At 64.9% G+C, this 13829-nt stretch carries 13 protein-coding genes; 12 read left to right on the forward strand and 1 reads right to left on the reverse strand.

Features of this window, described 5'->3' with window-relative positions; genetic code table 11:
• Positions 1–57 precede the first annotated feature (57 nt).
• Entirely contained in the window at positions 58–753 is a 696-nt protein-coding gene (locus ABQE93_RS11255) for an envelope biogenesis lipoprotein LpqN (protein ID WP_448407910.1), read from the forward strand.
• A 10-nt stretch (positions 754–763) separates the two neighbouring features.
• Here ABQE93_RS11255 and ABQE93_RS11260 read toward each other — a convergent pair whose 3' ends face one another.
• Positions 764–1762 (reverse strand): acetyltransferase Pat, encoded by a 999-nt coding sequence (locus tag ABQE93_RS11260; protein WP_448407909.1) that lies wholly within the window; start codon positions 1760–1762, stop codon positions 764–766.
• 622 nt (positions 1763–2384) lie between these two features.
• On the opposite strand from ABQE93_RS11260, the gene ABQE93_RS11265 reads away from it, so the two are divergent.
• From ABQE93_RS11265 to ABQE93_RS11315, 11 genes are all read left to right on the forward strand, one after another.
• Positions 2385–4118 carry an AMP-binding protein gene (locus tag ABQE93_RS11265; RefSeq protein ID WP_448407908.1) on the forward strand — a complete coding sequence of 578 codons (1734 nt, stop codon included), beginning with the start codon at positions 2385–2387 and terminating at the stop codon, positions 4116–4118.
• 251 nt (positions 4119–4369) lie between these two features.
• Complete coding sequence (locus ABQE93_RS11270) at positions 4370–4792, forward strand: hypothetical protein (RefSeq protein ID WP_448407907.1); 423 nt, start codon at positions 4370–4372, stop codon at positions 4790–4792.
• A 197-nt stretch (positions 4793–4989) separates the two neighbouring features.
• Positions 4990–6333 (forward strand): UDP-glucose dehydrogenase family protein, encoded by a 1344-nt coding sequence (locus tag ABQE93_RS11275; RefSeq protein WP_448407906.1) that lies wholly within the window; start codon positions 4990–4992, stop codon positions 6331–6333.
• A gap of 3 nt (positions 6334–6336) precedes the next feature.
• Positions 6337–7272: an efflux ABC transporter ATPase subunit, DrrA-related gene (locus tag ABQE93_RS11280; RefSeq protein ID WP_448407905.1), complete on the forward strand. Its 936-nt coding sequence runs from the start codon at positions 6337–6339 to the stop codon at positions 7270–7272.
• Positions 7269–8012 (forward strand): ABC transporter permease, encoded by a 744-nt coding sequence (locus ABQE93_RS11285; RefSeq protein ID WP_448407903.1) that lies wholly within the window; start codon positions 7269–7271, stop codon positions 8010–8012. The genes ABQE93_RS11280 and ABQE93_RS11285 overlap by 4 nt, the downstream gene beginning before the upstream one ends.
• Positions 8009–8806 (forward strand): ABC transporter permease, encoded by a 798-nt coding sequence (locus ABQE93_RS11290; RefSeq protein ID WP_448407902.1) that lies wholly within the window; start codon positions 8009–8011, stop codon positions 8804–8806. Before ABQE93_RS11285 ends, ABQE93_RS11290 begins: the two co-directional genes overlap by 4 nt.
• 51 nt (positions 8807–8857) lie before the next feature.
• The gene (locus ABQE93_RS11295) at positions 8858–9685 is read left to right on the forward strand and encodes a glycosyltransferase family 2 protein (RefSeq protein WP_448407901.1); all 828 of its coding nucleotides are present in this window, start codon (positions 8858–8860) and stop codon (positions 9683–9685) included.
• A gap of 39 nt (positions 9686–9724) precedes the next feature.
• Entirely contained in the window at positions 9725–10798 is a 1074-nt protein-coding gene (locus ABQE93_RS11300; RefSeq protein WP_448407900.1) for a glycosyltransferase, read from the forward strand.
• Between the two features lie 142 nt (positions 10799–10940).
• On the forward strand, positions 10941–11726 hold the full coding sequence (locus tag ABQE93_RS11305) for an FkbM family methyltransferase (protein ID WP_448438061.1): 786 nt from the start codon (positions 10941–10943) through the stop codon (positions 11724–11726).
• 227 nt (positions 11727–11953) lie between these two features.
• Positions 11954–12892 carry a methionyl-tRNA formyltransferase gene (locus ABQE93_RS11310; RefSeq protein ID WP_448408064.1) on the forward strand — a complete coding sequence of 313 codons (939 nt, stop codon included), beginning with the start codon at positions 11954–11956 and terminating at the stop codon, positions 12890–12892.
• 52 nt (positions 12893–12944) lie between these two features.
• Positions 12945–13817 (forward strand): ATP-grasp fold amidoligase family protein, encoded by an 873-nt coding sequence (locus ABQE93_RS11315; RefSeq protein WP_448407897.1) that lies wholly within the window; start codon positions 12945–12947, stop codon positions 13815–13817.
• The last annotated feature ends 12 nt before the right edge of the window (positions 13818–13829 follow it).

The raw sequence follows: 13829 nt of genomic DNA on the forward strand, positions 1-13829 counted from the left end.
GCGTAAAGGCCGGTGCCGACCGTAGGCTACGGCCGAACGTCAACGATGGGAGATTCAATGAGCAGTTCCGTGAGGGCCGGCGTCGTCGCCATAGCGGTCGCCGCACTCGGCCTTGGCCTGGCCGGCTGCGGATCGGACACCGAGACGGAGTCAACGGAAACCGCCGCGGAAACGACCACCACCACCACCAGCGAAGCCGCGCCCCCAACGGCGACGCCGCAGGCACAGGGTCCCCACTACACCATCGTGGACTACATCCGCGACAACAACCTCACCGAGGAACCGGTGAAGCGCGATACGCCCGGAGCGCCGGTGGTCAACATGCCGATGCCGCCCGGTTGGGCTGACGCCGGCCCCAACACCCCGCAGTGGGCTTACAGCGCAATACTTTTCACGGCCCCGGAATTCGCAGCCGATCCGCCGACGGTCGTCGCGCTGATGTCGAAGCTGACCGGCGACGTCGACCCCGCCAAGATCCTGGAGTTCGCCGCGGGTGAGATCCAGAACCTGCCCAACTACGAGGGCGCGGACAAGGGTGAGCCGAGCCAGCTGTCCGGCTTCGACGCGGTTCAACTCGGCGGCCTGTACGTCAAGGACGGCGTCAGGCGTGCGATCGCGCAGAAGACCGTGGTGATCCCGACCGAGGGCGCGGTCTATGTCTTGCAGCTCAACGCCGACGGCCGCGAGGACCAGATGGGCGTGTTGATGGACGCGACCGTGGCGATCGACGAGCAGACCACGATCACGACCTGACCGAAACCCCTCAGCCGACCGCCTGCACGACCTGGCGGGTGGCATCGCGCACCCGCTTGGTCAGCCCGGGGGTGAACGGGGGGTTGCGCGGACGGGGAACCTCGATCTCGGTGGTGACGACGCCGAGATCCTCGCGGTGCCACCGCGCGCCGGCATGGTTGAGGATCGCGCGCATCGCCAGGTTGTCGCTCAGCACCCGTGCGGTGAACCGTTGCACGCCATGGTATTCGGCGGCGATCGAGACGGCGCCCATGAGCAGGGTGCCGACCCCCTTGTTCTGGTAGGCGTCGGCGACGATGAACGCGACCTCGGCGACGGTGGGGTCATCTGCGTCGACGACGAACCGTCCGTCGGCGACAACCGGTCCGTCGGGCCCGTCGGTCATCACCCAGACGAAATGGTGGACGTAGTCGACCTCGAACAGATACCGCATCAGCGATTTGCTCGGGACGTGCATCGTCTGGAACCGCCGGTACAGCGTTTCGCTGGAGAACTCGACGGGCCCACGCGAGGTGCGTTCGTTGTCGCCGGGCAGCACCGGGCGCAGGTCCAACTCCGTACCATCGCGCAGCCGGACGGGTATCGGCGTGATGAACGCAGCCAGCCGCTGACGAGCGGTGCTCAACAGTCGCTCGAGCATGCTCGGGATCTCGAGCAGAGTGGCGAACGCGTCGCGGTTGCCGACCCAGCCCGTGACCGGCTGGGTGGCGATCACGGTCGCGGTGCGCGGCGCGTCGCGGAGCAAGGCGATCTCGCCGACGATCATTCCGGGCGTCAACCGGGCGACGGTGTCGTTGCCATCGGCGCCGGTGTGGCTCACCTCCGCTTCACCGGAGCCGATGAGCAGGAAGGACACCGCGAGCTCGTCCTGTTGCATGAGCACCTGCCCGGGGGCCGCGGTCAGCGGTCGCAGCTGCGCCGCCAGCGGTACCAGGGTCTCGGTGGGGCAGCCGGCGAAGATCTCCAACCTCGTGAGCTCGTCGGCGCGGACGACGGTCGGGCCGGCCACCACACGAGGCTACGGCGTGGTGGTCGCGCCCAGCAAGGAACGCCGTGTGTCGCCGGACGGCGACGCCGAGCCTCGGCGTTTTCGCTGCAGGTGCAGCGGGTGCGGACGTCCACGAAGCCTTCGCGACGCGCCCGACCGCGTGTCAGGCATTTTGGCGGGTCTGATCTGATGAGATGGCCGGTGCGCGACGGCACCCCGCGGACGCCGCGGCCAACGAAATTGACGTCGCAGGCAAATATTGGCTGGGCGGCTGGCAAGCTACCGCGCCCAGGAGGCCGGATGCCGCCGACATTCGGTTGAAAATCACATTTTCGGTGCGATGTACTGCGCTGCAACGACACTTTTCGCGACTGTGGCTAGCGCCAAAGTGTTTGCTACGCTGCACGATTAGTCGTGTTTACGCTCGAGAAAAGCCGTGCAGCAAAGGTTTGGCCGAAGCCGAGATGTTAGCCGATCAGGTCGCGACTGACCCGGTCGGAGGCCCAGATAGAGTGGCAACTTTGGACGTAAGCACGCACACTAATCTGATGTTGCATAAGCTTTAAGCAATTGTCCGCGCGGTCAATTAGCAAACGCCCTGCTCGCGGCAAAGCGAGCCGAACCGGAAGGTCGACGTACGTTGATGCTGGGGTCCTCGATACCTGCTGTACTGCGCGAACGCGCCAGTCTGCAGCCCAATGACGTCGCATTCACATTCGTTGATTACGACCACGACGGAACGGCCGTGCCCGAGACCATGACATGGGCGCAGTTGAATCGGCGCGCAGCAAACATCGCTTCCGAGTTGAGTGTTTGCGGAGCACCTGGGGACCGGGCCGTCATTCTGGCTCCGCAGGGGTTGGACTACATCGCCGCGTTCGTGGCATCGCTCCAGGCCGGTTTCATCGCGGTGCCGCTTTCGGTGCCGCAACCGGGAGCCCACGACGAGCGCGTGACCTCGGTATTGCGCGACACCGACCCAGCCGTCATTCTCACCACCTCCGCGGAGGTCGCGGACGTCGCCGACTACGCGAAGGCGACAGCGTCGACGCCGACCGTCGTCGCGGTCGATGAGCTCGAGGAGAAGCCGCGGAAACGTCCGCGGCTCAAGGGCGACGCCGGCCAGGACATCGCGTACCTGCAGTACACGTCCGGCTCCACGCGCGAGCCGGCCGGTGTGATGATCACCAACCGCAATCTGTCGGCCAACTTCGAGCAGATTTACGCCGATTTCTTCGTCGACTTCGGCAAGGTCGCGCCGCCCGGCACCACCGTCGTGTCCTGGCTGCCGCTGTACCACGACATGGGCCTGCTGCTGGGGTTGTGCGTTCCGATCCTGGGCGGGTTGCACACCGTGCTGATGAGCCCGATGTCGTTCCTGCAGAGCCCGGCGCGGTGGATGCAGCTGATGGCCAGCCATACCAACGTCATGAGCTCGGCACCCAACTTCGCATTCGAGCTCGCGGTGCGACGCACCACCGACCAGGACCTGGAGGGTTACGACCTGGGCAACGTGCTCGGCCTGCTGAGCGGAAGCGAGCGCGTGCATCCAGCGACGTTGCGCCGATTCACCGACAGGTTCAGCAAGTTCGGCTTCCGCGACACCGCGATCCGGCCGTCCTACGGGCTGGCGGAAGCGGTGGTGTACGTGGCCACCCGCCGGCCGGGTGACCCCCCGGAGATCGCCCACTTCGAATCCGAGAAGCTGTCGATTGGACACGCCAAGCGGTGCACGAACGCCTCGGGCACTCCCCTGGTCAGCTACGGCAGGCCGGAGTCGAACACCGTACGGATCGTCGACCCGGAGACCATGCGGGAATGCCCGGCGGGCACCACCGGCGAGATATGGGTGCACGGCGAAAACGTCGCAAAGGGTTACTGGAACAAGCCCGAGGAGACGGAGCGCACGTTCGGTGGAACGCTGGTCGCGCCGTCGCCGGGCACCCCGGAAAAGCCGTGGCTTCGCACCGGAGACCTGGGTTTCATCTCCGAGGGCGAGCTGTTCATCATGGGCCGCGTCAAAGACCTCCTGATCGTCTACGGCCGCAACCACTATCCCGAGGACATCGAGGCGACGATCCAGGAGATCTCCGGAGGCCGCTGCGCCGCGATCTCGATCGCCGAGGACGGAACCGAAGAGCTGGTTACCGTCGTCGAGGTGAAACAGAAGGGCAACTCACCCGAAGAGATCAACGAACGTTTCGCCGCCATCAAGAACGACATCACGTCGGCGATATCGGCCACCCACGGGCTGCGGATCGCCGATCTGGTCCTGGTGGCACCGGGGTCGCTTCCGATCACGACGAGCGGCAAGATTCGCCGCTCGACCTGTGTGGAGCACTACCGCAGCGGCCAGTTCGCCCGGGTCGACGGGTGAGCGGCTGATAAAGTGTTTGCTGGAAAGGCCAGATTGCGGCTGTTTTACGTGGACGTAAGCGCCCGCTTGTACCGAACAACAATAGCTTCGCCGGTCGCGAAGCCAACCTCACACACATCCTCAGAAACAAAGGGAACGACAATTTGCGGTTCCCGACATATGATTAACGCGTCTACGGCGGGAGTGAATCAGTGACTATCAAGCACATGGCCACGTGCGCGGCTGTCTCGGGCGCAGCTGGCCTCGCAGCCTTGTTCCTCAGCAACGGGCTGGCCGCCGCGGACCCGGTGGCGCCTGCACCGCCGCACGAGCCTGGCGTCGTTGCGGCGCACGAGAACCCGCCGCCGGAGGAGCGCCGCGAGGAGCCCGCCAAGAACCCGTGCACGGGGCCGTGGTGCGAGGTCATCAACGCCGCCAAGCAGTTGCCGCCGCCCGACTTCTCCAACGTGGACGTGCCCAAGATCGCCGACGTATCGGTGCCGGTGTCCTTCGGTGTCGGAATGCCCGACGTCGTACCCGATATCGGTATTCCGATCGCGTTCCCGCTGCCGGACTTCCAGATGCCGCCGCCGCCCGCCGTCGGCCTCCCCCAGTTGCAGGCACCCAAGCTGCAGCTGCCGGGACCGCCCAAGATCGGCCTGCCGCAGCTCGGGCCGCCCAAGCTGCCGTTCTGACCCACATCTCGACAACCCACAACCGGTTTGCTCGAAAACCGGTCGTGGTTGAGAATCCTCATGGATCAGAACTGTTCTGGCTACCGTGATCTGTTCGCTACCGATTCGCGCTTATGGCCAGTCACAGGCCATTATGCTGACCGATACGAACACGAATTGTTAGCGGAGCAGCCTTGCGAGAGGCGGAATGCAGTCGAATGCGCATAAGCGTTATTGGCACCGGCTACCTGGGTGCGGTCCACGCCGCATGCATGGCGCATATCGGCCATGAAGTCTGCGCATACGACACCGACGCGTCGAAGATCGCGCTGCTTTCTGACGGTAGCTCACCGTTTTACGAGCCCGGGTTCGAGGAATTGCTCACCTCCGCACTGGGCACTGGCCGGCTGCGCTTCACCCACGATCCCGCGGAGGCGGTTTCCGGGGCGTCCGTGCATTTTGTCTGCGTCGGCACCCCGCAACTGCCCGGCTCCAACGCGGCCGACGTGCAGTACGTCGACAGCGCAGTGCGGACCGTCGTCGCCAACGCCGACTGCCAAGGTTTGATCGTCGGCAAGTCGACGGTGCCCGTCGGTACGGCGCAGCGCCTGGCCGGGGAGGTGGCCGCGACACCGTCACAGCATCTGCTCGAGCTGGCTTGGAACCCGGAGTTCCTCCGTGAAGGCAAGGCGATCGAGGACACGCTTCATCCGGACCGGCTGGTCTTCGGCGTCACCTCTGAGCACGCTGAGAAGGTGCTGCTGCAGGTGTACGGCAGCCTCATCGAACAGGGCACCCCGCACCTGACGACGGATCTGCCCACCGCGGAGATGGTCAAGGTGGCCGCCAACTCCTTCCTCGCCACCAAGATCTCGTTCATCAACGCGATGGCAGAGGTCTGCGAAATGGTCAACGCCGACGTCGTGACGCTGGGCCGGGCGCTCGGGTACGACGAGCGCATCGGCAGGCGCTTTCTCAGCGCGGGCCTGGGCTTCGGCGGCGGCTGCTTACCCAAGGACATCCGCGCGTTCAGCGCGCGGGCCGGTGAACTCGGCGCCTCGGATTCGCTGCGGTTCCTGCACGAGGTCGACAAGATCAACATCCGGCGCCGGGAGAAGGCTGTCTCGGTGGCCAGCGCGCTGCTCGACGGCGATTTTCTCGGGAGGAACATCGCGGTTCTGGGCGCGGCGTTCAAACCGAACAGCGACGACGTGCGGGACTCTCCGGCGTTGAACGTCGCTGCGGCGATGCATCTCAAGGGTGCTTCCGTGCGGGTCCACGACCCGAGGGCGATCGTCAACGCCAGGGCGTTGTTTCCCACCCTGACCTACTGCGAAGGCATCGACGACGCCTGCCGCAACGTCGATCTGATCGTGCTGGCCACCGAATGGGATGAATACTGCAACCTCGATCCCGTGGCGTTGCGGTCGATCGTTCGGGGGGCGCGTCTGCTCGACACCCGCAACGCGATCGACCGCGACTACTGGTCGAGCGTGGGCTGGCACGTGTACGCGCTGGGACGGGGCGAGACCAAGCCTTCCGGCGCGCACGGTGGAGGTTGATTCATGGCCGTAGAGCTGCACAACGTTTCAAAGACATTCGGCGACACGGTGACCGCGCTGAACGACGTCAGCTTCTCCGTTCCGACCGGCACGGTTTGCGCGTTGCTCGGTCACAACGGCGCCGGTAAGACCACGATCGTCAAGATCCTGTCCACCCTGCTGCGGCCCACTTCCGGACAAGCGGTCGTGGCCGGCTACGACGTCGTCCGCCAGCCCGGAAAAGTCCGCGCCAGCATCGGGTTGACGGGGCAGGAGGTCGCGCTCGACGGATCCCTGACGGGCCGCGAGAACCTGGTGCTGTTCGCACGGCTGCGGGGTATGCGCCGCCGCGAGGCACGGATGCGCGCCGACGAACTCCTCGAACAGTTCCAGATGCAGCACGCCGCCGATCGGCGCGTCACGACGTACTCGGGCGGCATGCGTCGTCGCATCGACATCGCCGCCGCACTGGTGGACCCGCCCAAGGTCCTGTTTCTCGACGAGCCCACAACGGGACTGGACCCCCGCAGCCGTCGCGACGTCTGGGCACTGGTTTCCGAGCTTTGCGCCCAACAGATCACGGTCCTCCTCACCACGCAGTACCTCGAAGAAGCCGACGTCCTCAGCGACTCGATCGTCATCCTCGACGGCGGGCAGATCATCGCCACCGGTACCGCCGAGGACCTCAAACGCCGTGTGGGCCTGAGCTATTGCGAGGTGACGCCGGTTCACCCGGCCGACCTGTCCCGCATCGAAGGGGCGCTGGCCGACATCGAGGGTGCAGAAGCCTCGTACGAGTCGAACACGGTCTCGGTGCCGGCCCACGACGGGGTCGCGACCCTGATCGAGGTACTCCGCAGGGTCGATCAACTCGGCATCGAACTGCACGACATCACGTTGCGCAAGCCGTCGCTCGACGAGGTGTTTTTGCACCTCACCCCTGGGACTGTCAGCGTATGACCGCGCTGACCGCTCTGACCGAGCGCGTCGTGCTGAGCACGCTGCGTGACCGCGATCTGCTGTTCGCGATCCTGGCACCGGTGGGCACGTTCCTCGGTTTTGTGGTGGTGCTGCAGAACGTGATCGACACGGGGGGCATGAGCTATCCCCAGTATGTGCTGCCCGCGGTGGTGGTCCAGACGATGCTTCTCGGCGCGATGACGACCGCCGAACGGGCCGCCAAGGACTTGCGGCCCGGTTTCGGTACTCGGCTGCGCACACTTCCGATCACCGCCGCGGTTCCGTTGATTGCCCGCATGCTCTACTGCCTCATCCGGGGGACACTGGCACTCGTCGCCGCCATCGCGTTCGCCTATCTGTTCGGCTTCCGGATGACCGGTGGATTTCTGAACGGAGTGGCCTTCGTCGTCGTCGCCTTGTTGCTTACGCTGGCGCTCTCGCTGGTTGCGGACGCCACCGGATCGCTGGGCTGGAAGATGAACGCCGCCAGCCACTTGCTGCTGGTCCCCCAACTGCTTTTGGTGCTGTTGTCTACTGGGATGGCGCCGGTCGAGGCGTTCCCCGACTGGCTGGAGCCGTTCGTGCGCCACCAGCCCATCTCGGTCGTCACCGATACGCTGCGCGGCTTCACCAGCGGTCACGTCGTGGGCAGCAACCTGATCGCCAGCCTGGCGTGGTGCATAGGCCTTTTCGTGGTGTTCGGGGCGATCGCACTGCGGATGCAAAGGCGTCCACAATGACCGCGGACGTGTCGTCGCGCTCCGGACTTTTCACCGAGAGCTTGTTGTTCGCGGGCTGGTACATCAGACGGTGGCGCAGCGAGCCACTGGTACCGCTCCAAAGTCTGGCTTTCCCAACACTTTTGCTGATCGTCTACCACACGCTGGTATCTGAGTCGATGACCCGGCTCACCGGCACGAACAACCTGAACGGGTTGGTGCCGATGTGCGCCTTGGCCGGTGGGTTGTTGGGCGCGCTCGGGTTGGGGTTCGCGATTCCCGCTGAGCGCGCCATCGGGCTTCTCAGCCGCATGTGGACCTTTCCGATCGGCCGGGCCAGCGCGCTGATCGGCCGGCTGGTCGCCGAAGGCGCGCGAACCCTCATCGCCGCCGCGTTGGTCACGGCGATCGGCGTGGCGATGGGCCTTCGATTCGAAAGCGGCCCGCTGGCGATCATCCCGTACCTGTTCGTGCCGGTGCTCGTGGTCCTCGTCGTCGCGACGGTGGTGATCACCCTGGGGCTGCGGGTGGGACCCGACGGCAACGCGATGATGACGTGGGTGGGCACCGCGTCCATCGGCATGGTATTCGGCAGCTCAGGAATTGCTCCCGTCGAGGTGTTTCCGTCTTGGCTGCACCCGCTGATCCAGTTCCAACCGATGTCGCCCGCGATCGAGACGATGCGCGCGCTCAGCGAGGGCGGGCCCTTGTTCGAACCGCTGATGCTCACATTGGCATGGGTTGCCGGCCTTTCGGCGGTGTTCGTGCCGCTGGCCATACGTAACTACCGGATCGCGGCGGAATCGGCGATCTAATGCCTTGCAGAGTGTGTGCGACGAGATCGAAAGCGAGGACTGGCAACCACGATGCCTAGACAGCTACCTGTAGTTGCGGCAATTCCCAACTACAACATGGGACATCATCTTCGGATGTTGCTGCCGCAGGCCTTGGCTCAAGGTTATGACCGGGTTGTCGTGCTCGACGACGGCTCCACGGACGACAGCGTCGAGGTGGTCAACGGATTCGGCGGTGAGGTGACGTTGGTGAGAAGCCCCCAGAACCAGGGCTGCACCGCAAACCGCAACCAGATCATCGACCACGTCGGCGACGGCGAACTCATCCATTTCATCGACGCCGATATGGATTTGGAGACACCGGAAACCGCTTCGGTCGCCAGGGAAGTCGCCGCCCGCTACGCCGAGCAGGGGGTCGGAGCGATCGGTGGTTTGGTGAGCCGCAAAGACGGCACCCAGGAGCCGTACAACTACGGTCCGGTCTTCTCCCTCAAGGGCCACCTCTCGGCGGTACCCCCACTGCTCGACCGGGTGAGGGAAAAGCCGCGGCTGTCCCACGTGGTGCAGCGATTGGCCGCGCCGGGGACGAAATACTGGCCCAACGTGCTCGAACCGCCGAAACCTGCTCCGGCGTACTGGCTTCACGAGGGCAACATGCTCATCTTCTCCGACGTGTTCAAGGCCATCGGCGGCTATGACCCGTTGCTGCGCAATCACGGCGCGCAAGACCTAGCGATCCGACTGGAAAAGCGTGGCGTCAAACGGCAGTTCGATCCCAGCATCGAAGTCGTTCACCACTACATCGATGTGCGGGGCAGAAAGCGCAAGTGGCAACAGATCAAATCCCTGCGGTACCTACTGCGCAAGCACGGCTTTGTGCGTTGGCTGACCGACGGCTAGCTGACGGGCTTTTCGCGCTGCGGGACACCAGGGGGAAATGTGAAAGTGAAGACGAGCGGTACCCGTGATCTGACACGTCAAGCCAGCGCTGTCCGCGTCGTCGGTTGGCCGCGGTGGTTTGCGAACCCGTACCTGCCCAGACTGCTTGCCGCGCTGCGCGACGAAGGCATCGATGCCAGCGCCTCGTTCACGCTTGCCGTTTGTGCTGCGCGGTTGCGCGCCGGAGATTGGCTGCACCTGCACTGGCCCGGCGAGGCGCACACCCACAAGCATCGTTGGCTCTACAAGCTGCACTCCGCGACGGTGCGCATGCAGTTGCGCGCGCTCAAGCGCCGCGGCGTCCGTATCGCCTGGACCGCCCATAACCTGGTCCCTCACGACGATCCGCACCCCGACTTGGGCCACCGTGCCCGTCGCGACATGCTCGCGCTTGTCGACCACGTGTTCGTGCATTTCGCCAGCGCGCGAACCGATCTGGCCGAAACGTTCGGCTACACCGGCCCGAGCACGGTCATGCCCCACCCCCATTTCATGGACACCTATCCGCCGCCCGCGCCACGCGCCGCGGCCAGGGCGCGCCTTGGGCTGCCCGATGACGGGTTCGTCTGCCTCGCTTTCGGCCGCATCCGCCCCTACAAAGGTGTCGGCTCGATCATCTCCGCGTTCCAAACGATCGCAGGTGAACGTGACCGGCTCGTGATCGCGGGCTTACGCGAGGGCGATGTCGATGCTGAACTCGCACTGGCCGAAGGCGACCCGCGAATCCTGGTGCACGCGCGAAAGATTCCCCACGATGACGTCCCGCTGTACTTCGGGGCGGCCGACGTCGCCGTGACGGCCCACCGGGCGTTCTTCACCTCCGGCACCGCACCGCTCGCGCTGACCATGGGTTGTCCGGTCGTGGGACCTTCGGTGCACCACCTCGCCGAGCTCGCGGGCGGACAGCGCGTGTTTCCCATCCAGGACGGCCCCGACGGCCTGGCGGCAACCCTTGCTCAGGCCCGCGATGCCGCCCCCACCATCGACCACGGCGAGGTGCGCGCCTGGACCGCGGCCTGTCTCGGCGACTGGCGCGACGCGGCGGCACGTATTTCTGCAGTTTTGCGTGCCTGAGGCAAGGCGCCGAAGGTCGTCAACCGCGCTGGACTTGCCTATGGTGGGATCGATGGTCGATTTCCGTCGTCAGCACCCGCGCATCGTCCGAGCCGCCACCCGCTTGGGCCCCCTAGGCGGAGGGTTGCTGGACTGGTATTCGATGGCGCTGCGGCGGTGGGCCTCCGAGCAGGACTGTGTCACCTATTTCGGAGCGACGATGACATGTGATCCCGCTGATTCCGTCCAACGGACGATCTTGTTGTTCGGGGTGTGGGAGCCAGCCATTTCGCAGTTGATCGAGCGCAATGTGCGATCTGGTTCGGTGTTTGTCGACATCGGGGCGAATGTCGGCTACGACTCCCTGCTGGCCGCTTCGCAGGTGGGCACGGACGGAGCGGTGGTAGCGGTGGAGGCGTCCCCGGATATTTTCGCGCGGTTACAACGCAACCTCGCGCACAATCCCGACCTCTCGCGTCATGTGCGCCCAGTCAATGTGGCGGTTTCGGACCGCCCCGGGTCGGTCGATCTCTTCGACTTTGGACCTCAAAATGTCGGTGCCACAACGACACTCGCGTCACGACAGGGTAAGCACGTCGGCACCGTCACCGCTCAGCGTTTGGGTGACATCCTCACCGACGATGAGCTCTCACGGGTGCGGCTGATCAAGATGGATGTCGAAGGGGCTGAGCCGGTCATTCTGAACGATATCCTCGACAACCTCGATGCCTACCCCGCCGACATGGATCTCATCATCGAGGCGAACCCCGACGATGACATGGCGGCATTTGGCCGCGTCTTTGACCGGGCGCGTGCGGCCGGGTTCAGCACCTGGGTCGTCGAGAACGGTTACAGCAATCACTGGTACCTGCGATGGCACGACCGCGGGTTGCGCAGGTTGGATTCGGTGCCGACCGAAAGATGCGATTTGTATCTGACTCGGCAGTGAAGGAAAAGACGTTTGACTAAACGGGCCGGCTTCCGCATGACTGCCGCTACGGCGGCGATGTTTGCGAGAAGCGCAGGTACCGGAGCAAGCACTTGCGACAACCCGCCATAGGACGGCGTGAAGGCGATATCGCAGGTCCCACGTGCGCGTTAGCTTAGCCTAAGGTAAGTTAACCTGGTCCGATGGGGGGCCGCCCTCACCGCCAGCGAAGATCAGTGAGGTTCCTAGTGCGCATCGTCTCGTTCGGCTTCCAGACGTGGGGAGTCAAAACCCTGCAAGCGCTGATCGACTTGAACCACGACGTCGTGCTGGCGGTCACCCACCCTGCCAGCGATGACTCCTACAAAGGGATCTTCTCCGATTCCGTCGAGGAGCTTGCGCACAGCCAGGGCATCCCGGTGCACCTCACCGAGCGAGTCGACAACGACACGATCGATCTGGTCAAGCGGGCGGAGCCCGACGTCATCGTCGTCAACAGCTGGTACACGTGGATGCCACCAGAACTGTATGAACTGCCCCCACACGGCACCCTGAACCTGCACGATTCACTGCTACCGAAGGGCACCGGCTTCTCCCCGGTGATCTGGTCGTTGATCAGCGGTGAATCGCAGATCGGCCTGACGATTCACCGCATGGACGAACACCTCGACACCGGTGACATCTTGGTGCAGCACTCGTTGCCGATCGGGCCGAACGATACGGGCACCGAGTTGGTGGAACGCGGCATCGACCTGATTCCCGGCGCGCTGAAGGAAGCGCTGGCCGCGTTGGAGTCCGGCAATCCGCAGTGGCGACCGCAGGACAAGGCCAAGCGCACCTACTTCCACAAGCGTTCCGAGCGCGACAGTTTGCTCGATTGGAGTTGGCCCGCCGAGGATCTCGAGCGGCTGGTGCGGGCACTGTCGGCACCCTATCCCCCGGCCTATGCCTACTACCGGGGCGAGCGGGTCGAGGTGCTGGAGGCGAAGGTCTCGCAGATCCGTTACGGCGGAACGCCGGGCCGGGTGATCGTGCAGGAAGGCGGGGGCGCGGTGGTGTGCGGGCCGGCCGCGTATCGCGGCGGCAACCGCGGGTTGGTGATCGCCCGCGTCCGTTCTGCCGATGGCGTTGAGCATCGCGCGGCCGAGTTCTTCCGGCGCGGCGGTTACCTGACCCAGCAGCCGTAGCACCCAGGGGATTTCGATGCCACTGTTGATGAACAGGCAGCCTCCTGCGTTCATGATTGCGGCACACCGGCGGATGATCAGCAAGATCCCATTACCGCTGCTGCGCCAGGCATTTCACATCACGATGATTCACCGGCTGGGCAATTTCGATCAGCCGCGCACCTTCAACGAGAAGGTCAACTGGCGCATCCTCTATGACCGGCGGGACCGGATCGTCGCCGCCTGCGACAAACTGCGCATGAAGGAAATGGCGCGCGCGGCGTACCTGGGCGCCGATATGCGGATTCCCCAAACTTACTGGTACGGCACCGATGTGCAGGATGCCCCGGATCTTTCGGACCTTCCGCCGTGGGTGCTCAAGCCCAATCACAGCAGCGGATACGCGTTGTTCGGGCCGGATCCCGAGACCGATATCGCCGGTCTGCTGGAGCAGACCCGCGACTGGTGGAAGCGGACCCCACTGGAGTTGGGTGAGTGGGGCTACGGCGAGGCACGCCCCATGCTGCTGCTCGAAGAGCGCATCCCCACTCCGGACGGCAGCCCGCCGGCCGACTACAAGTTCTTCGTGTTCGACGGCCGGGTGGCACTCATCCAGGTCAACAGCGGCCGATTCGGCCACCAGACCGCCACCTTCCTCGACGCCGACTGGAACCGGCTGCCCGTACGCTGGCGGATCCGCCCGGTCGCCGATGAACCGCGGCCGCCCGAACTGGACACGATGCTGCACATCGCCAGCGTCCTCGGATCAAGCTGGGATTTCATCCGGATCGACCTCTACGCGGTCGAGGGTGCCGTCTGGTTCGGGGAATACACGCCCTACCCCGGGGGCGGGTTACTTCGTTACCGGCCAAGGCAATTCGACGACGAGCAGGGAAAGCACTGGAAGCTGCCGCCGCTGGAGCAGGTGCGGCGCGGCCAGCCCTGACGGCGTCGGCAA

The sequence above is a fragment of the Mycolicibacterium sp. XJ662 genome, assembly GCF_053484035.1.